Origin of the sequence: Ruegeria sp. HKCCD4884, from assembly GCF_013110855.1 — a bacterium.
GTDB lineage: Bacteria > Pseudomonadota > Alphaproteobacteria > Rhodobacterales > Rhodobacteraceae > Ruegeria.
On record NZ_WVRJ01000005.1, the window covers coordinates 186,358 to 206,819 of the forward strand.

Sequence of the window (20,462 nt, forward strand, 5' to 3'; positions counted from 1 at the left end):
GTCATTTGCGGCGAATACCAATCGGCTGCCCAATCTGGGGCGCGGGTGGCAAAGACGCGTGATCCGACACCATCCGTGCCAACCGAGTGACCGCCCAATCCGGATAGGGTTCGGACCGACCTGTTCTGTGGCTGACATTCATGAACAGCACTTCTTGCGTGGCGCATACAGTCTGGTCGGGGGCCGAGATCATTTGACCGAAATAGTGCCCCCGTTTGTGATCTGCATCCAACAATCGAAACTGGAAATAGATCGTCATGTCGTCGGTCACTTCGCGCAGAAACTGCATGTGGGATTGCAGGACGTACGGCCCCTGCCCCAACGCCTGGACCTGAGGCTCGCCAAGGCCAAGATGATCGACAAGCAACCGTTCAAAAGCCATATCGAACGCGACGCCGTAATAGCCCACATTCATATGCCCGTTGTAATCGATCCAGTCTGGGTGCAGCGCAAACTCGTGAATTTCAACGGGCGCATCGTACGGACCATCATGGCCACCTAAGGGCTGTGTTTCTTGTGGCATGGCAACAGTCCTCACTCGTCCGGATCTTCAAAGATCGCAACGGCGCGGATGAACCCGGCCGACGCACCTTTGATCTTGAAGGGAAAACAGGAAATCTCAAACCCTGCCGGCGGAAGCGTTTCCAGATTAGTCAGCTTTTCCATGTGGCAATACCCGATCTCCATCGAGGCACGGTGCCCTTCCCAGATGATCGAGGGGTCTTTGGTCTCCGCATATTCCTGCGCGGTCAGCGGGAAGGGTGCATCCCAACTCCAGGCATCTGTTCCGGTCACCCGCACCCCGCGTTCGGTCAGGTACAAAGTCGCCTCACGGCCCATACCGCACCCCTTCATCAGATAGTCGGGTTGGCCGTACTGCGTTCCTGCCGAGGTGTTGACCACCACGATATCCAATGGGTTCAGCCTATGACCGATCCGCTTCAGCTCAGCTTCGACATCCGCTGCGGTGACCACATAGCCATCCTCGAAATGACGGAAATCCAGTTTGACACCGGGGTTCATGCACCATTCCAAAGGAACCTCATCAATCGTGATCGCCCGCTCGCCTTTGTTCATTGTAGAATGATGGTGATAGGGCGCGTCCAGATGGGTGCCGTTGTGGGTCGCGATTTGCAAACGTTCCAACGCCCAGCCCTCGCCACCCGGTAGGTCTTCTTTGGCAAGACCGGGAAAAAAGGACATGACCTGCTCGGCAGTTTGGTCATGTGTCAGGTATTCGATCTCGGGCAGCATGATCGGCGGGTCCGATACAATGCCGGTTTCCAGCGGGACGGACAGGTCCACAAAACGCCGCGCCATAGCATTCTCCGTTTTTGATCGTTGGTACAGGGTTGGCCGCGCGTAAGCTGCTGTCAAGACGCGAAAAAGGCGGCCCACTTAGACCGCCTTTTCGAAAGAGTGACTGGCGCAGAGGTTATTCCGCTGCGATGGCGTCTTCGATCTTTTCGACCTTTATCGCCGAGAACTTGAACTCGGGGATCTTGCCATAGGGGTCGATGGCCGAATTGGTCAGCATGTTCGCAGCCGCCTCGACATAGGCAAACGGGATGAACACCATGTCTTCGGCAATCGCCCGGTCGGCACGCACCATGATCTCGATGGAACCGCGACGGGTCTTCAGACGGATCATCTCGCCCGGTTCGATCCCCATCAGCTTGAGCGTACGCGGATTCATCGAACAGTTCGCTTCCGGCTCTACGGCATCCAGAACAGTGGCGCGTCGGGTCATTGAACCCGTGTGCCAATGCTCCAACTGGCGACCCGTTGTGGCGATCATCGGATACTCTTCATCCGGGGCCTCATCCGGTGGGATGATGCTGGCCGGAGTGAACTTTGCCTTGCCGTCGGCCCGCGGGAAGCCGTCGCCGAACACGATGGACTGGCCCGGGTCGGTCTCGCTGAGTGACGGGTAAGTGATCGTCTCGGTTTCCAGACGTTCCCACGTGATGTTGTCCAGCGACTCCATGGTCAGCTTCATCTCGGCAAAGACCTGAGACACATCGGTGTACTCCCAGTTCAGACCGATGCGCTGCGCCAACTCAACCGTGATCGCCCAATCCTCGCGCGCCTCACCCGGAGGTGCCACGGCCGGACGCACACGCTGTACCTGACGGTTGGTGTTCGACACAGTGCCGTTCTTCTCATACAGCGCCGAGGCGGGCAGGATAATGTCGGCATAGTTCGCCGTCTCGGTCAGGAAAATGTCCTGCACGATCATCAGATCCAGCTTGGCCAAAGCATCACGGGCGTGGTTTACATCCGGGTCGGACATGGCCGGGTTTTCGCCCAGAATGTACATGCCCTTGATGTTGCGCGCATAGATCTGATCAATGATCTCGGTAACGGTCAGGCCCTTCTCGTTCGAGAAATCGTCCGAACCCCAGACATCGGTGAACTGAGCCCGGATGTTGTCATCCGTGACGGTCTTGTAGTCCGGCAGGAACATCGGGATCAGACCCGCATCGGAGGCACCTTGAACGTTGTTCTGGCCACGCAGCGGGTGCAGACCCGCGCCGGGCTTGCCCACGTTGCCGGTCATAAGCGCCAGGCTGATCAGGCAGCGCGAGTTGTCGGTGCCGTGGATATGCTGGCTGACACCCATGCCCCAGAAGATCAGACCGGCCTTGGCCTGCGCAAAGGTGCGGGCCACGCGGCGCAACTGATCTGGTTCGATGCCACAGATCGGAGCCATCGCCTCGGGCGTGAACTGGCGCAGGTGCTCTTTCTCAGCCTCCCAGTTCTCGGTCCAGCGGTGAATGTACTGGCTGTCGTAGAGTTCCTCTTCGACAATCACGTTCATGATCGCGTTGAGCATCGAGACATCAGCACCCGGGCGGAATTGCAGCATCTCATCCGCGAATTTGCGCATCCCGACGCCGCGCGGATCCATCACAATCAGTTTGCCGCCGCGTTTGGTGAATTGCTTGAAGTAGGTCGCAGCAACGGGGTGGTTTTCAATCGGGTTGGCCCCGATGATGATTGCCACATCCGCGTTTTCGATCTCGTTGAAGGTCGCGGTCACAGCGCCCGATCCCACGTTCTCGATCAACGCTGCAACGGACGACGCGTGGCACAAACGGGTGCAGTGGTCGACGTTGTTGTGCTTGAATCCCTGACGGATGAACTTCTGGAACAGATAGGCTTCTTCGTTGGTACACTTGGCCGAGCCAAAACCCGCAACGCTGCGCGGGTCTTCGTCGCGCAAGGCTTTTAGCTTGGTGGCGGCCAGATCCATCGCCTCTTCCCACGTTGCTTCGCGGAAATGAGTCGACAGGTCCGAAGGATCGACGTTCAGACCCTTTTCAGGGGCATCTTCGCGCCGGATCAACGGCTTGGTCAGGCGGTGCGGGTGGTGGATGTAGTCAAAGCCAAAGCGGCCTTTGACACACAGACGGCCTTCGTTAGCGGGGCCGTTGATGCCCTCGACATATTTGACCTTGCCGTCTTTGACCTTCAGCGAGACTTTACAGCCCACACCGCAGAACGGGCAGACGCTTTCGGTCTCGGAATCGTAGTCCTTGCTGTCGCCCAGTTGCTGATCATCCAGCACGGTGGCGGGCATCAGCGCACCGGTCGGGCAAGCCTGAACACATTCACCACAGGCCACGCAAGTTGATGCGCCCATTGGGTCGTTCTGGTCGAACACCACCTGCGCGGTGTGGCCGCGACCAGCCATGCCGATCACGTCATTCACCTGCACGTCACGGCAGGCACGGACGCAAAGGTTGCAGTTGATGCAGGCGTCCAGATTGACACGCATCGCAACGTGGCTGTCATCCAGCAAAGGGATTTTCTCGGCCTCTTTTGCAGGAAATCGGCTGTCGCTGACATCGTTCAGCTTGGCCATGTCCCAGAAATGGCTTGAGGCATCATGCGGTTGCTCGGGCTGGTCGGCCACCAGCAGTTCCATGACCATGGCACGAGATTTCTCGGCGCGGTCGGTGTCGGTCTTAACGACCATCCCTTCGGCCGCCGGACGAATGCATGAGGCGACCAGAGTGCGCTCGCCTTCGACTTCGACCATGCACGCGCGGCAGTTGCCGTCTGGTTTGTAGCCGGGTGCCGGTTTGTGGCACAGGTGGGGGATCACCAGTCCACGGCCATTGGCCGCTTCCCAGATCGTGGTGCCCTCGGGCACAGTGACGTCATCGCCGTTCAGGTTGAAGGTGACGGTCTTGGTTGGGCTTGCGTCAAGCATGGCTCTGTCTCCCTCAGATTTCGTCAGCGAAATGTTTCATGACCAGGCGGATCGGGTTTGGGGCCGCCTGCCCCAGACCGCAGATCGAGGCATCACCCATGACCTGACACAGATCTTCCAACAGTTCGGTATCCCATTTATCGGCCTGCATCAGCTTCACCGCTTTTTCGCAGCCTGCGCGGCAAGGCGTACACTGACCGCAGCTTTCATCTTCGAAGAACCGCAGCATGTTCAGCGCAGCGTCGCGAGCGGTGTCCTGATTTGACAGAACCACAACCGCAGCGGAGCCGATGAAGGTGCCCAGTGGTTGCAAAGTGTCAAAGTCGAGCGGGACGTCGTCGATGCTGGAAGGGAGAAGACCTGACGACGGCCCGCCCGGTTGATACGCCTTGAACACATGGCCTTCGGCCATGCCGCCGGCGGCATCAATCACATCAAGAATGGTCGATCCTGCGGGCAGCAGGTACACACCAGGCTTTGCTACCCGGCCCGAGACCGAATAGCTTCGTAGGCCGGTGCGGCCATTCTTTTCGGTGCTGTTTAGGCATTCCGGCCCTTCACGGCACACTTTGGTGACCCAATACAGTGTTTCGACATTGTGCACCAAGGTCGGGCGGTTAAAGACACCAACTTGCGCCACGAACGGAGGACGGTGACGCGGCAGGCCCTTCTTGCCTTCAATCGACTCGATCATCGCGGATTCTTCACCGCAGATATAGGCACCAGCACCCCGGCGCAGGTCGATGTAACCTTTGTCGACAATACCCGCCTGTTCCAAGGCAGCAATTTCACGGCGCAGAATCTCCAGCACTGCCGGGTATTCATCGCGCATGTAGATAAAGCAGGTCTCAGCCTCGACCGCCCAGGCGGCGATCAACATGCCCTCAAGGAAGACATGCGGCGTGCGTTCCAGGTAGTAACGGTCCTTGAACGTGCCCGGCTCGCCCTCATCTCCGTTTACGGCCAGATAGCGTGGACCTTCGTTCATGCGAACAAAGCCCCATTTCTTACCCGACGGGAAACCGGCGCCACCCAGACCACGCAGGCCCGAGGACAGCACGTCTTCTTGCACCTTTTCCCAATCGCCGCCGTCGCGCAGCTCTTTCAGCTTGGCGTAACCGCCATTGGCTTCATAGGCGGCGAAGGCTTCATAATCGGGCAGATGGGCGTGGGTGTCGCCCGCTGCAATCGCAGCCTGTACCTTTTCGGGTGTCGCATGATCGATATGGTTGTGACCGATCTCCAACACCGGAGCGGTATCACAACGGCCCATGCACGGCGCACGAACAACGCGGACCTCAGTCGGATCCAAGCCGTCTTCCAGAGCTTTCTGCAGCTGCTGGGCACCAGCCATTTCACAAGACAGGGAATCACAGACCCGGATCGTCAGCGCGGGCGGAGGCGTCTCGTCCTCTTTTACCACATCGAAATGGGCATAGAAGGTGGCGGTCTCATAGATCTCGGCCTGTCCGACACGCATCTCAACAGCCAGCGCAGCGATGTGGTCGGCGCTGATATGGCCGTGTGCGTCCTGAATCAAATGCAGAAATTCGATCAGCAGATCACGGCGGCGCGGGCGATCGCCCAGCAGGCGGTGAATCTCTGCCTGCGCCTCATCCGTGAATTGACGGCCTTTGGGCGTGTGCCGCCCCTTGCCTTTACCTGACTTCCAGACGCCCTTGGGTGCGTCTGATGGCTTGGTGTCTAATGGTGCCATGATGCCCTCCGATTGAGGCTCCGTGTCTCATCAGAATAGCATATCGTCAAATCTCTTGTCGCTATCGCACGATAACGACAGCTTATCACCGCAAAGACGTCACCACAGCACGCAAAGCCTGAACCGTCGGCAGTTCCGGATCACGGTTGAGGGTCGCCAGACAAATCGGTTTGCTGACAATGGGATCGACCAGGGGCAGCACCTTGGTCCCCCTCAAATCGCCCAGCGCGCGCACCAGAACGCGGGGGACAACGGTGGCCGCCAGCCCCTCACGCGCCATCACCATCGAGGCAGTGAACCCGCTGGTTTCGGCCACAACATCTGGATGCAGGCCCATTTCGGCGAATATCCGGTCCAGAATCCGCCGGTTCTGCATCTGCGGTTCCAGCAGGCTGAGCGGAAATTCTGCCACCAGCGCCCAAGGGATCGGGCCGGTCTCGTCGGTCATATGTGACGGAATCAGCAGGACATAGGTTTCTTCGTACAGAGGCTGCACCTGCCGCAGATCGGTGCCGATGCTGTCGCCATAGGTGATACCTGCATCCAGACTGCCCTCGTCCAGCCGATGCTGGATCGCGGTCGCTGACATGGTTTCGATCCGCGTGATGATGCGGGGATGCGCGTCGCGCAGCCGTTTGATCAGGCGACCGGTGAAGGCGATCGCGGTGGGGATCACGCCAAGGATCAGCGTACCGGTGATCTCACCCTTGGCGGCCAGCACCTGCTGTTCCAGCGCCTTGGTATCATCAAGAATACGCCGCGCGCGCTGGACGATCATCTCGCCCTCTTCGGTCAGGCCCTGAAACCGGTTGGCCCGGCGCACGATGGAGACACCCAGCCGGTCTTCGAGATTGCGAATGCGCATCGAGAAGGCAGGCTGAGAAATCCCGCATTCCTCGGCTGCTTTGGCGAAATGCCGATGCCGCGCCAAGGCGCTGAGGAGTTGGAGGTCGCGGATTTCGATCATTTAGGATATTCTCGAATGGCATGCTAAGAAATTACTCTAGCGAGGTTTTCAATGCGTAGAAACGCGTGATCTGACTAGAATCTCTGCCCAATACGAGTACGCAAGCAAAATACGAGCAGGCAAACTCCCCGAGATGGTATCTGAATGTCAGAAAAGCGGACATAGCAGCAGCCGCAACTTGAAAGAACACGTAGTACAATGACCGAGCTTAAACGGAGGGTCTTTAGAGATGGCGAAATTCTCACGCACTTTCATATTGGTCTTTTTTGCCTTGGTCACCGTAATGCCAGCTAACGCGCAAAGCGAGGAAAAAGAGCCGGCAACAAACCCCGCTTTGCTTCCAGATTGCCCGCCACAACTTGCAAATCGCGGTGACACGCAACCTTATTCAACAGAGCCCTTCAATTGTCATTGCTCTGCTGAAGCCAGAAGACTTAGAGGTGGCTATGCGTACGGCAGTGGTCCATACGACGGGATAAGCAATATCTGCATGGCCGCGCTTCATGCCGGAGCAACAGGAAAAAAGGGAGGTGACGTTCGTGTCATCCCTGGACCTGTTCAGGAGAGCTTTGTGGGCACCCTTGCGAACGGAGTTTTTAGTTCAGACTGGGACCATCCAAGCCAGTTCGGCAGTTTCGACGTAGAGCGATTTGTGGGCCACTAGTCACAAGTGCTCGATGGGGATCTTGCGCTACAAAAACAATTTCTATGGAATGGGCCAATTCCCGGATTGGGCTCAAAGCGGTCATGGCTCTGGTGCTCGCGCAATGACATCCCAGAATTGAAGCAGAGAAGGTGCCGCGGCTTAAGTATTAAATAAAAAATGCATCACATCGCCATCCTTGACGATGTAGCCCTTACCCTCAGCCCGCATCTTGCCTGCCTCTTTTGCACCCTGCTCTCCATTCGCGGCGATGTAGTCGTCATAGGCAATGGTCTCGGCGCGGATGAAGCCTTTCTCGAAGTCCCCATGGATCACGCCAGCGGCCTGTGGCGCGGCAGTGCCGGTGCGGATGGTCCAGGCGCGGGCCTCTTTCGGGCCGACAGTGAAATAGGTTTCCAGTTTCAGCAAGTCGTAACCCGCGCGGATCAGGCGGTCGAGGCCGGGTTCTTCCAGACCCATTTCCTCGAGGAACATCTGGGCTTCGTCTTCTTCCAGCAGGCTGATCTCTTCTTCGATCTTGGCGCTGATGATGACGTGAGAATTGCCCTGCGCGGCGGCCATCTCGGCCACTTTCGCTGAATATTCGTTGCCCTCAGCCGCCTCTTCCTCGGATACATTGCAGACATAAAGCACCGGTTTGGTGGTCAGCAGTTGCAGCATCTTCCATGCCTTGGCGTCTTCGTCGCTCACTTCTACCAATCGCGCAGGCTTGCCGTTTTCCAGCATAGCCTGTGCCTCGGCCAACAGGCGATCCTGCTGCTGCGCTTCTTTGTCATTGCCCTTTAGCTTGCGCACCAGATTGGCGCGGCGCTTTTCGATGCTTTCCAGATCGGCAAGCATCAGCTCTGTCTCGATGGTGTCGGCGTCCGCAACGGGATCGACGCGGCCATCCACGTGGGTCACGTCACCGTCTTCGAAACACCGCAGCACATGTGCAATGGCGTCGGTCTCGCGGATGTTGGCCAGAAACTGGTTACCCAAACCCTCACCCTTTGAGGCGCCTTTGACCAGACCGGCAATATCCACGAACGTCATCCGCGTTGGAATAATCTGTTTCGACGCAGCAATCGCGGCCAGCTTGTCCAGACGGTCATCCGGCACGGCCACGTCGCCCACGTTTGGCTCGATGGTGCAAAACGGGAAGTTCGCCGCCTGCGCGGCTGCGGTTTTGGTCAACGCGTTGAACAGGGTCGATTTGCCCACATTCGGCAGACCCACGATTCCCATTTTAAAGCCCATCACGGCCTCCTGCATAGAATACGAACGCAGCTTCTATGCATGTCAGCCTCAATGCGCAAGCCATTGCTGGACTTGCCACGGCTGAGTCCAAATCGTCACATCACAAAAACGTTCCAAAAACGTGTTCTTGGCTGAATTGAAAAAATGGCCCTACGATAACCAACTAGCATTGAACGACGAGAATTCACTGGCAAAATAAAATGAAACAGCTTTTACTTGCGACCGCGTTGACAGTTTCCACATATGCGACAGCCCAAGCCCAACAAGTCATATTTGGCGCTGGATATGCAGACTTCTCTGACAATGCATCCGAGGACCAAGCGCTTTTCTCCCTTGAATACCACCATAAGCCGTTTCACGAGGCGACCCGGTTCAGCGTGGGTTGGGGAACGGCATTGTCTCTACATGAGAATGGCGATTTTCACATCGGCCTGGGGGTGGTCGGACTGTATGCGCTGAACGAACGCTGGTTTGTGGAAGGCAGCGTCATGCCAGGGTATTTTAACCCAAGTATTGATCTGAACGACTTGGGGGGTGACTTTCAGATCCGCAGTCTCCTTGGCCTGGGCTATGCACTGGACAACGGAAACAGTGTGTCGTTCGCGATCACACATAAATCCAACGCCAGCACAAACGACGATAACCCTGGCGTAAACGCGGTGCTGCTGCGCTATCATCTTGGCTTCTGATCTATTCCTGCCCTGGCGGGATTGATTTTCGGGCAAACTTTCTGCACACGGGTCCAAACCCGAGTGCAAGGACATCCGATGACCCGTATCGACGCAAAGTTTGCCGCCCTGAAAGCCGAAGGAAAGAAGGCTTTTGTTGCCTATGTCATGGCCGGAGACCCCGACTATGATACCTCACTTGAAGTGGTCAAAGGTCTGCCGGGCGCAGGCGTCGACGTCATCGAACTGGGCCTGCCGTTTACCGACCCGATGGCCGATGGGCCGACAATTCAGGCAGCGGGTCAACGCGCTTTGGATGGCGGCATGACGTTGCAACGCACATTGGATCTGGCCCGCACATTCCGGGAAACGGACGATACGACTCCGATTGTCCTGATGGGGTATTACAACCCAATATACAGCCGGGGTGTAGACGCATTTCTGGCCGATGCAAATGAAGCCGGGATTGACGGTTTGATCGTTGTGGACCTGCCGCCGGAAGAAGACGAAGAACTGTGCCTGCCCGCTCAGGCGGCGGGTCTGAATTTCATCCGTCTGGCAACCCCAACCACTGACGACAAGCGCCTGCCGCGCGTTCTGCAGAACACATCCGGTTTCGTGTATTACGTCTCGATCACCGGGATCACCGGCGCGGCCGAAGCTCAGGCAACGGATGTTGGCCCCGAAGTCGCTCGCATCAAAGCCGCGACAGATTTGCCGGTGATCGTGGGTTTTGGCATCAACACGCCCGAGAAGTCCCGCAATATCGCATCCGTGTCCGACGGTGCCGTTGTCGGATCGGCGATCGTGAGCCAGATCGGCGCAGGCAAACCGGTAGCCGAAGTACTGGATTTTGTTAAATCTCTGTCAGATGGGGCGCACAGCGTCTGACCTAGAGAGCGCATTTCAATAACTAACAAACCGCCGCAGAATGCCCTGCGGCGGTTTTTTTGACGGCCGGTCACGTGGTCAATCCATTGCAGGCCTTGGAAGGGATTGGTAAGGAAAATTAACCAGAAAACCCAGAGGTCCTCAGCCATGCCCGTAATTACCAATATCGAAGACCTCAGGCGCATATATGAACGTCGTGTACCACGGATGTTCTATGACTACGCCGAAAGCGGCAGTTGGACGGAACAGACGTTTCGCGAAAACAGCAGTGATTTTGAAGAAATCCGTCTGCGCCAACGGGTAGCGGTTGATATGTCCGGGCGTTCGACATCATCACAGATGATTGGCGAGGATGTTTCGATGCCTGTTGCACTGGCACCGGTCGGTCTGACGGGGATGCAGCACGCGGATGGAGAAATGAAAGCGGCCAAAGCGGCCGAGGAGTTTGGCGTACCTTTCACCCTGTCCACCATGTCGATCAACTCGATCGAGGACGTGGCAGAACAGACCAACAAGCCATTCTGGTTCCAGCTTTATACGATGAAGGACACGGATTACGTCAGCCGACTGATCCAGCGCGCCAAAGACGCCAAATGTTCAGCGCTGGTAATCACTTTGGATCTGCAAATTCTTGGTCAACGCCACAAGGACCTGAAAAATGGCCTTTCTGCCCCTCCGAAACTGACGGCAAAAACCATCGCCAACCTGATGACCAAATGGACTTGGGGTGTCCAAATGCTGCGCGCGCAAAGACGCGAATTCGGCAACATCGTAGGGCATGTAGAAGGCATCTCAGACGCTTCGTCGTTAGGTGCCTGGACCGCCGAGCAGTTCGATCCCAGCCTGGATTGGGCCAAAGTCGAAAAACTGATGGAACAATGGGGCGGCAAGGTCATCCTGAAAGGGATACTGGATGCCGAAGACGCCAAGATTGCTGCCAAGCTGGGCGCAGACGCCATTGTTGTGTCCAACCACGGGGGGCGTCAACTGGACGGTGCCCTGAGTTCGATCCGCGTGCTCCCCGAGATCATGGATGCTGTCGGTGGAGATATCGAGGTGCATTTGGACAGCGGCATCAGATCCGGGCAGGACGTTTTAAAGGCATTGGCCTTGGGGGCGAAAGGCACCTACATTGGGCGCGCTTTTGTTTACGGTCTGGGCGCCATGGGGCAAAAGGGCGTGACCGCGGCGCTGGAAGTAATCCAAAAAGAACTGGACACCACAATGGCACTTTGCGGTGAGCGTAAAGTGACCGATCTTGGCCGCCATAACCTTCTTGTGCCCGAAGATTTTGGCGGTCGCTGGCAAGACTGAACCAGTTGTTAAAGGGAGGCTCTGCCCCCGGTCGCCCGATGGGCGCCTCCCCCGCGATATTTATAGCCAGATGAAGCAAGGATCCTTTATTCATCTGGCCGAAAATACCTCGGAGCGCGAGGCAGAGCCTCGCAAAAAGGAAAACGGCTAAAAACCTCTTTTCAAACCCAATGAATCAAGCTAAGGACGCGGCTTCACGCGGGCATACAGCCTTGGAGGATGCCCGCCCTAACATTGGAGAATTATCATGGCTGGAGAGATTCCTGATCTCGTAGCTCTGGAACGGACGGGGACAGGCAAGGGCGCCGCTCGTCAGGCACGCCGCGACGGCATGGTTCCGGGCATTGTTTTTGGTGGCGATAAAGAGCCGCTGCCGATTCAGATCCCGTTCAACGAGTTGTTCAAGCGCCTGAAAGCAGGCCGCTTCAAGTCGACTCTGTGGAACCTGAAAGTTGACGGCCACGAAGATGTCCGCGTCATCTGCCGCGATGTCCAGCGTGACATCGTCAAAGACTTGCCGACCCACCTGGACCTGATGCGTCTGCGCCGGACCACCAAAATCGCGCTGTTTATCCCCGTTGAGTTCATCAACGAAGACGAAGCGCCCGGCATCAAGAAGGGCGGCGTTCTGACTGTTGTCCGTCCGGAAGTCGAACTGGTCTGCACCGCGGGTGATATCCCTGAGAAGATCACCGTGGATGTGACCGGTCTGAACATCAACGACGTTGTCACCATTTCGTCGGTCGACCTGCCCGCAGGCACCAAACCTACCATCGACCGTGACTTCGTGATTGCTAACATTTCGGCACCAACAGGTCTGTCCACAAGCGACGACGAAGAAGGTGAAGAAGTTGCAGCTGACGAGGTTGAAATCGTCGGTCAGGATGCGGAAGAAGAATAAGCTCGAACTTAAAGAGTTCGGATTTTGGAAACGGGGCCCTGTCGGGCCCCGTTTTCTTTTGCCGCTCGGGCTGGAAACAGGTGGCATTCCGTGCCATCAACCACCTGCTTCGCACAAGGATGAGATTATGAAACTGTTTGTCGGATTGGGGAACCCGGGGTCGAAATACGCCCGCAACCGGCACAATATTGGCTTCATGGCCGTGGAACGGATCGCCGAGGATCACGGCTTTGGCCCATGGAAATCCAAATTCCAGGCCGAAATCGCCGAGGGGCGTTTGGGCGATGAAAAAGTTCTGCTGATCAAACCGCAGACCTTCATGAACCGGTCGGGTCAGTCGGTAGGAGAAGCGATGCGGTTCTACAAACTGGATTCAACCGATGTGACCATCTTTCACGACGAGCTGGACCTCGCCCCCGGCAAAGTCCGCGTGAAAGCGGGTGGCGGCCATGCCGGGCATAATGGCCTGCGCTCGATCCATGATCATATCAGCCCGGCTTATGACCGCGTGCGGTTGGGGATCGGGCATCCGGGGCGGAAAGAGATGGTCTCGCCCTATGTTCTGGGCGATTTTTCCAAGGCAGATGCCGACTGGCTGGATGATGTTCTGCGCGGGGTTTCAGATGGCGCGGCATATTTGGCAAACGGAGATGGTGGCAAATTCATGAATGCGGTCGCGCTGCGCACTGCTCCACCGCGATCTTCAAAGACCCCTGCCCCGAAGACCCAGGCAAAGCCTGATACACCACTAGAACCAGTGGTTGATGACCGCTCTGCCATGCAGAAGCTGTTGGACAAATTCAAATAGCAGGTCCAAAACCTTCCGTTACGTAGCCATTGCAGAATGAAAGCGGCCGCGATCCAATACCGTGGACCAAGGGAGGCTAAGGGATGAGAACCTTCTTGAAATGGGTGCTGCGCATCGGTGTAGCGCTGACTTTGGCAGCTGTTGCCGTAGGGTTGTGGAAACGTGAAGAGCTGCAGCGCCTGATGGCTGTGAACTCGCTGTTTTCCGAAGAAAAGATCGTTCACAATTTTTCGCATATGGACGCGGCTTTTTTAACTGTTGATCTGCCCAGTGGCGACGCTCCGGCATGGGAGCTGCCTTATGGCGACGGGTTTGATTTGCCGGACGGCACCGACGCCTGGATCGATGAACGCTCTGTCACCTCGTTGCTGGTGATGCAGGACGGCGATATCCGGTTCGAGGAATACTATCTGGGCACCGGACCGGATGACCGCAGGATCTCGTGGTCGGTGGCCAAGAGTTATTTGTCAGCTCTGTTTGGGATTTTACTGGATGAGGGCGCAATCGAGTCGCTTGATGACCCGGTGATAAAATACGCGCCAAAACTCAAGGGCAGCGCGTATGAAGGCGCGACAATCCGCAATGTGTTGAACATGGCCAGCGGGGTCACCTTTGACGAGGATTATCTGGACCCGAATTCCGACATCAACAGGATGGGGCGCGTCATAGCCTTAGGTGGTGAGCTGGACGATTTCGCGGCATCCTTGCAGGACAGCTTCGCGACGCCGGGCGAAACCTGGCAATACGTCTCAATCGACACACACGTCCTGGGCATGGTGATACGCGGCGCGACCGGGCAGAGCGTTGCAGATCTGCTGACTGAAAAAATCATTCAACCCTTGGGCCTGGAACGCGACGGATACTACGTTACCGACGGTACCGGTGTTGCTTTTGTTTTGGGCGGCCTGAACTTCACCACGCGTGACTTTGCACGGTTCGGGCAAATGATCCTGCAAGACGGCGAAGTGAATGGGCAGCAACTGGTCCCCGCCGAATGGATATTCGAGGCCACGCAACCCAGCGCCCCGACGGCACAGGGCAAAATCGGGTATGGCTATCAATGGTGGATACCCCGCGGCGCACATGAGGGAGAGTTTCTGGCCCGTGGCGTTTACGGTCAGTATATCTATTTCAATCAGCCCCGCGGTGTTCTTATCGTCTCGACCGGTGCAGACCGTCTGTTCCGTGAACCCGGCGTAAATGATCAGAATATCGAAATGTTCCGAAAGATCGCAGAAAGCCTGTAAGGTAGCCTCATGCAAAAGCAAGACAGTATCAATGTGCTGGGTGGTGTCCTCGCCCCCTGCTCAAGAGATCCCCTAACCGGCTTTTTCCGGGACGGCGCTTGTAACACCTGCCCTGAAGATCAGGGCAGCCATACCGTTTGCGCGGTGATGACAGCCGAGTTTCTGGCCTTCTCGAAATATGTCGGAAATGATCTGAGCACTGCGCGGCCCGAATTCGACTTTCCCGGTCTCAAGCCCGGTGACAGCTGGTGCCTTTGCGCCAGTCGCTTTCTACAAGCCCATGACGAAGGATGTGCGCCTCAGGTCCATCTTGAGGCCACGCATCAACGCGCGTTAGAGATCGTGCCCCTTGAAGTTTTGCGACAGCACAAAGCGGAAAAGTGAAAGCCTCAGAAGAGCCATGTCTGATCCACTCAGAATGGTTCAGAAGGACATTTGCCAGAGCAGGTTAACGCTGTAGTTCTCGAACCCGCTTTCACCAATGCCGTCATAAAACACGTTAGCCGCAAGCAAACTGTTATTCTCTAGTCGGTAGTCAAAGCCCAAATCCGCACGGGCACGGGCCGTATCGCCAATCGGTGTCACGCCGGGGACAGTGCCGGTGCCCGAGGTTGTACTCCAGATCCCTGACAATCCACCGGTTAGCTCCATGGCACCACGCGACACCTGGATAGGGTGACTGAAATCCATACCCAACCGCGCCGTAGTGAGGCTGAAGTCCTGCTGTGGAATGAGGTTCCCCAAACTGTCAGTGTACGCCTTCTGATCATCGCTGGCATAGCTGACATCCAGCAATGGCATCAAAGTCAGGGCTCCTCGCTTGATTTCGCCAGTGACGCGCGATTGCACCAACCAGCGATCGCTGTCGAAACTATCAGTATAGGTCCCAAGTGGAGAGATGTCGTTGTCAGCCTGTCCATACAGAGCGCGCCCTTCAAAAAACACCGGCTGGCTGGGCAACTTGGCGACCACGTAAGGGCCAATCAGCCACCCCGTGCCGTCAACGCTGGACGGACCGTTTTCTGTTTCGGCATAGTCGAGTTGCAGCATAGCGCCGATCAGAAGGTTCGAATTGACCTGACGATGCGCGCCCAGAACAGCCAACGCATAAGAGCTGTCGAAATTGTCCTGTGAACTCCAGTTGCCGGTCAGATTGAACCAGACCGGGTTGGATGGATCTGAGGCAAAGTTCAGATAACCCGAACCTTGCGTTACCGAGGTGTCCAACACGCCAGAACCCGAACGCTGCAAGAAACGGGTCAATCCCGGCTGGTTGGTCGCAAGGCTAGTGGCCCGCGCGTTCTGAAACGCCTGTATCAGACGCTGCGTATTTGTCACCGCCTGTACCGTCGTCACAGTGTTGGAGGCCAGGTTCAGATTGCCCGCCGCATCAGTAAATACACCGGCCGGAATGAACAGCTCGATAGTACCGTTGTTCTGCGGTGTCAGCGTTGCAACATAGTTGGTGCCGGACCCAGTTAGGGTGGCTGTAGCGTTTGTCACCGACAGGTCACCCACCGTGAAATCAGTACTGGGTTCGCTGAGTGTGATCGTCGCTTGAAACGTGCCGCTTCCTGTAGCCGTCAATGCTCCGATTGTGGCCGTTGGTTGCGTTGTATCCACCAGTGTTCGCGTGTTGATAATTTGAGTGGTCGTGACGCCAGACAATGCGATCTCATAGCGATACAGTGGGCCGCCAACGGTTTCCTGAGCTGTGAAAACCACGCCAAGAAACCCATCCGCCGCATAGGTGGAATCTGCACCATTCTGACTGATGATGGTTGCGTTAAGGTATCCCAACGCCGCCAATCCGCCGGGTGTGACCGCACTTGCAGGCAATGTTCCAAAATTGAAATAAAAAGATCCTCCCGGAACTTCCCCGGAGCCACTCAATGACATAAAGGCCGTTTCGCTCGCTTGGAGGTTGCTAAAAAAAATCTGCCCACCATTCGGGGTCGTTACGGTCTGGGATGGAAAGGAAGGGCCCCCAAATGCAAGACCTTCTTTAGCGTTTGCAGCAATAAGCGCCGAAACCAGGAAAACCAGGCTCAACAACCTTACTATCGCGACCCTTACCATACTACCTCCTACAACACCGCATGGGCGCCAAACAAAGGGGCGCTCAGGTTCGACAAGCAACCCACGCGTGTTGTCACTGGTCCAAACATCGCAGAGACATCCCCTAAAACCGGCCCCCATAAACCAGTTTACAAAACGTTAAATCAATTCTGAGAAGTTGTATAGAATGTGAGATTGCTCAACTGAGCGCCAACAACGGCGGATTTGTCTTGCGTTTTTCGCGGTTTGGTTATGCTACATCAAGGAACCACTAGCTTTTCAAGGTTTTTAGCGCAGAACTGGCGCGCAAAAGCAGATGGCGGAGCAGGTGATTTGAAGAAACGGAACACGCGCAAAATCAACAAAAATGCAACAGTTCACGCGATTGCTTGAGACTGTTGTTAGCCAAGAAACACAATGCATCTTAGCCAAAGAGTAAGCCTAAAGCTCTGCGATTCATCGGCTCTGACCACTCAACTGATTGGCGAGTACTTGAAAATACAAGCTTCAAAGTGAAAACCGGGGCACAGCGCCCCGGTCTTACTTCAATCGGCCGTTCGACCTTCGGTGTCTGACATGTCGAAGTTGAGGTATTTCGCCACGGTCTGAACGTCTTTGTCGCCGCGCCCGCACATGTTCATGCAGATCAGGTGATCCTTGGGTAGATCCGGCGCAATCTTCATCACATGAGCCAGCGCGTGAGACGGCTCCAGCGCGGGGATGATGCCTTCGGTCGCACAACACAGTTGGAACGCCTCAAGCGCCTCTTTATCGGTGATCGAGACATAGTTGGCGCGGCCAATGTCGTTCAGCCAGGAATGCTCGGGCCCAATGCCCGGGTAATCCAGACCAGCCGAGATCGAATAGCCTTCCAAAATCTGACCGTCGTCATCCTGTAACAGATAAGTACGGTTGCCGTGCAGCACGCCCGGACGGCCTCCGGTCAGCGAAGCGCAATGCTCCATCTTCTCATTCACGCCTTTGCCACCGGCCTCGACGCCGATGATGTTGACGTCTTTGTCGTCGAGGAACGGGTAGAACAGGCCCATTGCATTCGACCCACCACCGATGGCAGCGATGATCGTATCGGGCAGACGGCCTTCGGCCTTCATCATCTGCTCTTTCGCTTCCTTGCCGATGATCGACTGGAAATCGCGAACCATAGCCGGATAGGGATGCGGACCGGCCACGGTGCCGATGCAGTAGAACGTGTCGCGCACATTGGTCACCCAATCGCGCAGCGCGTCGTTCATCGCGTCTTTCAGCGTCCCACGGCCAGACGTGACCGGGATCACTTCGGCACCCAACAGGCGCATACGGAATACGTTCGGGGCCTGACGCTGAACGTCATGCGCACCCATGTAGACGATGCATTTCAGGCCGAATTTGGCGCAGACGGTGGCCGTGGCCACGCCATGCTGCCCCGCCCCGGTTTCAGCGATGATCCGGGTTTTGCCCATACGCCGCGCCAGAATGATCTGGCCCAGCACGTTGTTGATCTTGTGTGCGCCGGTATGGTTCAGCTCATCACGCTTCAGGTAGATCTTTGCACCGCCCAAATGCTCGGTCAGGCGTTCAGCGTAATACAGCGGCGAGGGGCGGCCCACATAGTTGGCCCATAGATCGTCCATCTCGGCCCAGAAGGTGGGGTCATCCTTGGCTTTGTTATATTCCTCTTCCAACGACAGGATCAGAGGCATCAGCGTTTCACTGACAAACCGTCCACCGAAAATGCCGAAACGTCCCTGCTCGTCAGGGCCGGACATGAAGGAATTGAAAAGATCGTTGGCCATGGGTGTCTCCACTCGTCGTACCCGTTGTTCATAGGAGGTGGCGGCGGGATTTGCCATGGGCAAAACGCATCATTTCGCAACCTGCGTGTTTTGACGCCAGACCTGAATAGCCTGGTCCGAGGTTGGGACACCGATGCAGCTAAAATGGTAAAACCGGTTCAAATCCGCCAATCGATCTGCCGCCATCATGACGCGACGATGAGGACCGGATTGCGCGAAGGTCAGCATCGCCTCAATATCGTGCCAAACGCTGAGTGAGAAATAGAGACCGTCCTGCCGAAAAACTGCCGCATGAAGGCACAAGGGATCACCTTTTGCTTGATGATATGCCTGCCGCGCGCGCCAGAAAAACTCGGGCGCGTTGTACCAGTGTTTTAACGAGATTCCGCCGATTGCTGCTAACATTTTCCATCCCTCCGTATCGGGGGATACGCAGCGAATTCGAAATCAGATCACACCAGAGCAGCAGCAAACGCACGGATCAGCGTGGCATCCTTTTGGCCCGGCGCGCTTTCGACACCGGAAGAGACATCAACCTGCCGCGCGCCGGTCATCCTGGCGGCTTCAGCAACATTTTGCGGAGTCAGGCCGCCAGCCAGCATCCATGGGCGTCGCCAGTATTTCCGACCCGCCAGCAAGCGCCAATCGAATGCTAACCCATTTCCACCGGGCAATTCCGACTCCCTCGGCGGCTTTGCATCAATGAGCAATTGGTCTGCCACCTCAGAGTACAGATCTATTGCAGTCAGATCCTCAGCTTCGGCCACACCGATTGCCTTCATCACCGGCAATCCGAAACGGTCACGAACCTCAGTCACCCTATGGGGTGATTCCTTGCCGTGCAATTGAAGCATGTCCAGCGGAACTGCGGACACGATACTGTCCAGTTCTTCGTCAGTCGCATTTACGACCAATGCCACCTTCGCCACGCCCGGCGGTACCAATTGCGTCAATGCCGCAGCTTGCGCGGTCTCCAGATGGCGCGGCGACTTTGGAAAGAAAACAAAACCCACATACCCTGCTCCGGCGTCAACAGCCGCGCGCACGTGGTCAGGTGCGGTCAGGCCGCAGATTTTGAACCTAACATCTGACATGGGGTGGGCTCAGCTTGCCTCATCCAGAAGGGCCAGAACGTCATCTTTGCCCTCATTTTGCTTGTTCTTGAGCTTTTTGACCTCTCGCTCAAGCTTGCGCACTTCGCTTTTCTTCGCCGTTGCGTCACGGCGATGCTTGTGTTCACGCATCCATTCCCAAATGAATCCGATGATCAGGCCAGCCACAACGCCGCCCAGAACCACAAGGAACAAAGGAAGCGAAGCGGTCAGGTTGAACCCCAGCAACTCAGCCAGCGGGTCTGGCATCAGTTTAAGTTCAACCGACTCAACGTTAGCCAAGGACACCGAAATCAGGATGATCCCAAGTGTCCCAAGAAAAGCGTATCGAATGTAGCGCATCATAGGGTCAGGCTTTACCGTTCAATCGGTCCCTTAGCAACTTGCCAGTTTTGAAAAACGGTACACATTTTTCCTCGACCTGAACCGTCTCACCCGTGCGAGGGTTCCGGCCCACACGTGCATCGCGCTTTTTGACCGAAAACGCGCCGAAACCACGCAGTTCGACACGGTCGCCTCGTGACATGGCATCGGTGACTTCTTCGAACACGGTATTCACAATCCGCTCAACATCACGCTGATAGAGATGCGGGTTTTCGTCAGCGATTTTCTGAATCAATTCTGAACGGATCATGCGTGATACCCTCCCAGGCAGCCGGTGTGTCAGGTCTACTGATTTGACAGTATAGGAAAAAATCCGGTTTGGGGGAACGCATACTCTGCGCGCTGAGGCTTTATTTTGCCATATTCTCACGCGAATTTTTGCCGGACAGCGGATTTTGCACACTTAAAGCGCGAACAATACCGCGAATAAGCAAGCCATTTGGAACATATTGATTCGCAACAAAAACGGCCCCGCGCTGA

The 20,462-nt window shown here is 56.3% G+C and carries 20 protein-coding genes; 8 read left to right on the forward strand and 12 right to left on the reverse strand.

The window, feature by feature from the left end; genetic code table 11:
• Position 1: 1 nt before the first annotated feature.
• From GS636_RS09815 to GS636_RS09835, 5 genes are all read right to left on the reverse strand, one after another.
• A complete protein-coding gene (locus GS636_RS09815; RefSeq protein WP_171669315.1) occupies positions 2-523 on the reverse strand; it encodes a thioesterase family protein in 522 nt (173 codons plus the stop codon).
• Between the two features lie 11 nt (positions 524-534).
• On the reverse strand, positions 535-1,320 hold the full coding sequence (locus tag GS636_RS09820; protein WP_171669316.1) for a cyclase family protein: 786 nt from the start codon (positions 1,318-1,320) through the stop codon (positions 535-537).
• Positions 1,321-1,435: 115 nt separating this feature from the next.
• Positions 1,436-4,219, reverse strand: a complete 2,784-nt coding sequence (gene fdhF, locus GS636_RS09825) for a formate dehydrogenase subunit alpha (RefSeq protein ID WP_171669317.1) — start codon at positions 4,217-4,219, stop codon at positions 1,436-1,438.
• Between the two features lie 13 nt (positions 4,220-4,232).
• Positions 4,233-5,936: an NAD(P)H-dependent oxidoreductase subunit E gene (locus tag GS636_RS09830; protein ID WP_171669318.1), complete on the reverse strand. Its 1,704-nt coding sequence runs from the start codon at positions 5,934-5,936 to the stop codon at positions 4,233-4,235.
• Positions 5,937-6,021: 85 nt separating this feature from the next.
• Complete coding sequence (locus GS636_RS09835) at positions 6,022-6,903, reverse strand: LysR family transcriptional regulator (protein ID WP_171669319.1); 882 nt, start codon at positions 6,901-6,903, stop codon at positions 6,022-6,024.
• A 229-nt stretch (positions 6,904-7,132) separates the two neighbouring features.
• Between GS636_RS09835 and GS636_RS09840 the strand changes: the two genes are divergently transcribed.
• Complete coding sequence (locus GS636_RS09840) at positions 7,133-7,567, forward strand: LCCL domain-containing protein (RefSeq protein WP_171669320.1); 435 nt, start codon at positions 7,133-7,135, stop codon at positions 7,565-7,567.
• Between the two features lie 141 nt (positions 7,568-7,708).
• Here GS636_RS09840 and ychF read toward each other — a convergent pair whose 3' ends face one another.
• A complete protein-coding gene (gene ychF, locus GS636_RS09845; protein ID WP_171094301.1) occupies positions 7,709-8,806 on the reverse strand; it encodes a redox-regulated ATPase YchF in 1,098 nt (365 codons plus the stop codon).
• A gap of 200 nt (positions 8,807-9,006) precedes the next feature.
• On the opposite strand from ychF, the gene GS636_RS09850 reads away from it, so the two are divergent.
• The 7 genes from GS636_RS09850 (at position 9,007) to GS636_RS09880 (ending at position 15,019) form a co-directional block, all read left to right on the forward strand.
• On the forward strand, positions 9,007-9,495 hold the full coding sequence (locus GS636_RS09850) for an acyloxyacyl hydrolase (RefSeq protein ID WP_171186995.1): 489 nt from the start codon (positions 9,007-9,009) through the stop codon (positions 9,493-9,495).
• Between the two features lie 78 nt (positions 9,496-9,573).
• Positions 9,574-10,365: a tryptophan synthase subunit alpha gene (gene trpA, locus GS636_RS09855; protein WP_171669321.1), complete on the forward strand. Its 792-nt coding sequence runs from the start codon at positions 9,574-9,576 to the stop codon at positions 10,363-10,365.
• A 147-nt stretch (positions 10,366-10,512) separates the two neighbouring features.
• Complete coding sequence (locus tag GS636_RS09860; RefSeq protein WP_171669322.1) at positions 10,513-11,679, forward strand: alpha-hydroxy acid oxidase; 1,167 nt, start codon at positions 10,513-10,515, stop codon at positions 11,677-11,679.
• Positions 11,680-11,926: 247 nt separating this feature from the next.
• Positions 11,927-12,580 (forward strand): 50S ribosomal protein L25/general stress protein Ctc, encoded by a 654-nt coding sequence (locus GS636_RS09865; RefSeq protein WP_171669323.1) that lies wholly within the window; start codon positions 11,927-11,929, stop codon positions 12,578-12,580.
• A gap of 127 nt (positions 12,581-12,707) precedes the next feature.
• On the forward strand, positions 12,708-13,388 hold the full coding sequence (gene pth, locus GS636_RS09870) for an aminoacyl-tRNA hydrolase (protein WP_171669324.1): 681 nt from the start codon (positions 12,708-12,710) through the stop codon (positions 13,386-13,388).
• Between the two features lie 83 nt (positions 13,389-13,471).
• Positions 13,472-14,635, forward strand: a complete 1,164-nt coding sequence (locus GS636_RS09875; RefSeq protein WP_171187006.1) for a serine hydrolase — start codon at positions 13,472-13,474, stop codon at positions 14,633-14,635.
• A gap of 9 nt (positions 14,636-14,644) precedes the next feature.
• Positions 14,645-15,019 (forward strand): DUF2237 family protein, encoded by a 375-nt coding sequence (locus GS636_RS09880; protein WP_171187008.1) that lies wholly within the window; start codon positions 14,645-14,647, stop codon positions 15,017-15,019.
• A gap of 39 nt (positions 15,020-15,058) precedes the next feature.
• On the opposite strand, the gene GS636_RS09885 is transcribed toward GS636_RS09880, so the two are convergent.
• The 6 genes from GS636_RS09885 to ihfB form a co-directional block, all read right to left on the reverse strand.
• Entirely contained in the window at positions 15,059-16,435 is a 1,377-nt protein-coding gene (locus GS636_RS09885) for an Ig-like domain-containing protein (protein ID WP_171669325.1), read from the reverse strand.
• 803 nt (positions 16,436-17,238) lie between these two features.
• The gene (gene trpB / locus GS636_RS09890) at positions 17,239-18,486 is read right to left on the reverse strand and encodes a tryptophan synthase subunit beta (RefSeq protein ID WP_171669326.1); all 1,248 of its coding nucleotides are present in this window, start codon (positions 18,484-18,486) and stop codon (positions 17,239-17,241) included.
• 69 nt (positions 18,487-18,555) lie between these two features.
• Complete coding sequence (locus GS636_RS09895) at positions 18,556-18,891, reverse strand: DUF3291 domain-containing protein (RefSeq protein ID WP_171669327.1); 336 nt, start codon at positions 18,889-18,891, stop codon at positions 18,556-18,558.
• A 47-nt stretch (positions 18,892-18,938) separates the two neighbouring features.
• Positions 18,939-19,580, reverse strand: a complete 642-nt coding sequence (locus GS636_RS09900) for a phosphoribosylanthranilate isomerase (RefSeq protein WP_171669328.1) — start codon at positions 19,578-19,580, stop codon at positions 18,939-18,941.
• A gap of 9 nt (positions 19,581-19,589) precedes the next feature.
• Positions 19,590-19,940 carry a lipopolysaccharide assembly protein LapA domain-containing protein gene (locus tag GS636_RS09905; protein ID WP_171094325.1) on the reverse strand — a complete coding sequence of 117 codons (351 nt, stop codon included), beginning with the start codon at positions 19,938-19,940 and terminating at the stop codon, positions 19,590-19,592.
• A 7-nt stretch (positions 19,941-19,947) separates the two neighbouring features.
• Positions 19,948-20,232: an integration host factor subunit beta gene (ihfB, locus tag GS636_RS09910; protein WP_008758048.1), complete on the reverse strand. Its 285-nt coding sequence runs from the start codon at positions 20,230-20,232 to the stop codon at positions 19,948-19,950.
• Positions 20,233-20,462: the final 230 nt, after the last annotated feature.

Bases quoted from the DNA above. Each gene is read 5' to 3' on its own strand.
- GS636_RS09905 (WP_171094325.1), bottom strand. From the start codon at position 19,940: ATGCGCTACATTCGATACGCTTTTCTTGGGACACTTGGGATCATCCTG.
- trpA (WP_171669321.1), top strand. From the start codon at position 9,574: ATGACCCGTATCGACGCAAAGTTTGCCGCCCTGAAAGCCGAAGGAAAG.
- ihfB (WP_008758048.1), bottom strand. From the start codon at position 20,232: ATGATCCGTTCAGAATTGATTCAGAAAATCGCTGACGAAAACCCGCAT.
- pth (WP_171669324.1), top strand. From the start codon at position 12,708: ATGAAACTGTTTGTCGGATTGGGGAACCCGGGGTCGAAATACGCCCGC.
- GS636_RS09875 (WP_171187006.1), top strand. From the start codon at position 13,472: ATGAGAACCTTCTTGAAATGGGTGCTGCGCATCGGTGTAGCGCTGACT.
- GS636_RS09895 (WP_171669327.1), bottom strand. From the start codon at position 18,891: ATGTTAGCAGCAATCGGCGGAATCTCGTTAAAACACTGGTACAACGCG.
- GS636_RS09880 (WP_171187008.1), top strand. From the start codon at position 14,645: ATGCAAAAGCAAGACAGTATCAATGTGCTGGGTGGTGTCCTCGCCCCC.
- GS636_RS09815 (WP_171669315.1), bottom strand. From the start codon at position 523: ATGCCACAAGAAACACAGCCCTTAGGTGGCCATGATGGTCCGTACGAT.
- GS636_RS09820 (WP_171669316.1), bottom strand. From the start codon at position 1,320: ATGGCGCGGCGTTTTGTGGACCTGTCCGTCCCGCTGGAAACCGGCATT.
- fdhF (WP_171669317.1), bottom strand. From the start codon at position 4,219: ATGCTTGACGCAAGCCCAACCAAGACCGTCACCTTCAACCTGAACGGC.
- ychF (WP_171094301.1), bottom strand. From the start codon at position 8,806: ATGGGCTTTAAAATGGGAATCGTGGGTCTGCCGAATGTGGGCAAATCG.
- GS636_RS09830 (WP_171669318.1), bottom strand. From the start codon at position 5,936: ATGGCACCATTAGACACCAAGCCATCAGACGCACCCAAGGGCGTCTGG.
- trpB (WP_171669326.1), bottom strand. From the start codon at position 18,486: ATGGCCAACGATCTTTTCAATTCCTTCATGTCCGGCCCTGACGAGCAG.
- GS636_RS09835 (WP_171669319.1), bottom strand. From the start codon at position 6,903: ATGATCGAAATCCGCGACCTCCAACTCCTCAGCGCCTTGGCGCGGCAT.
- GS636_RS09865 (WP_171669323.1), top strand. From the start codon at position 11,927: ATGGCTGGAGAGATTCCTGATCTCGTAGCTCTGGAACGGACGGGGACA.
- GS636_RS09840 (WP_171669320.1), top strand. From the start codon at position 7,133: ATGGCGAAATTCTCACGCACTTTCATATTGGTCTTTTTTGCCTTGGTC.
- GS636_RS09860 (WP_171669322.1), top strand. From the start codon at position 10,513: ATGCCCGTAATTACCAATATCGAAGACCTCAGGCGCATATATGAACGT.
- GS636_RS09850 (WP_171186995.1), top strand. From the start codon at position 9,007: ATGAAACAGCTTTTACTTGCGACCGCGTTGACAGTTTCCACATATGCG.
- GS636_RS09900 (WP_171669328.1), bottom strand. From the start codon at position 19,580: ATGTCAGATGTTAGGTTCAAAATCTGCGGCCTGACCGCACCTGACCAC.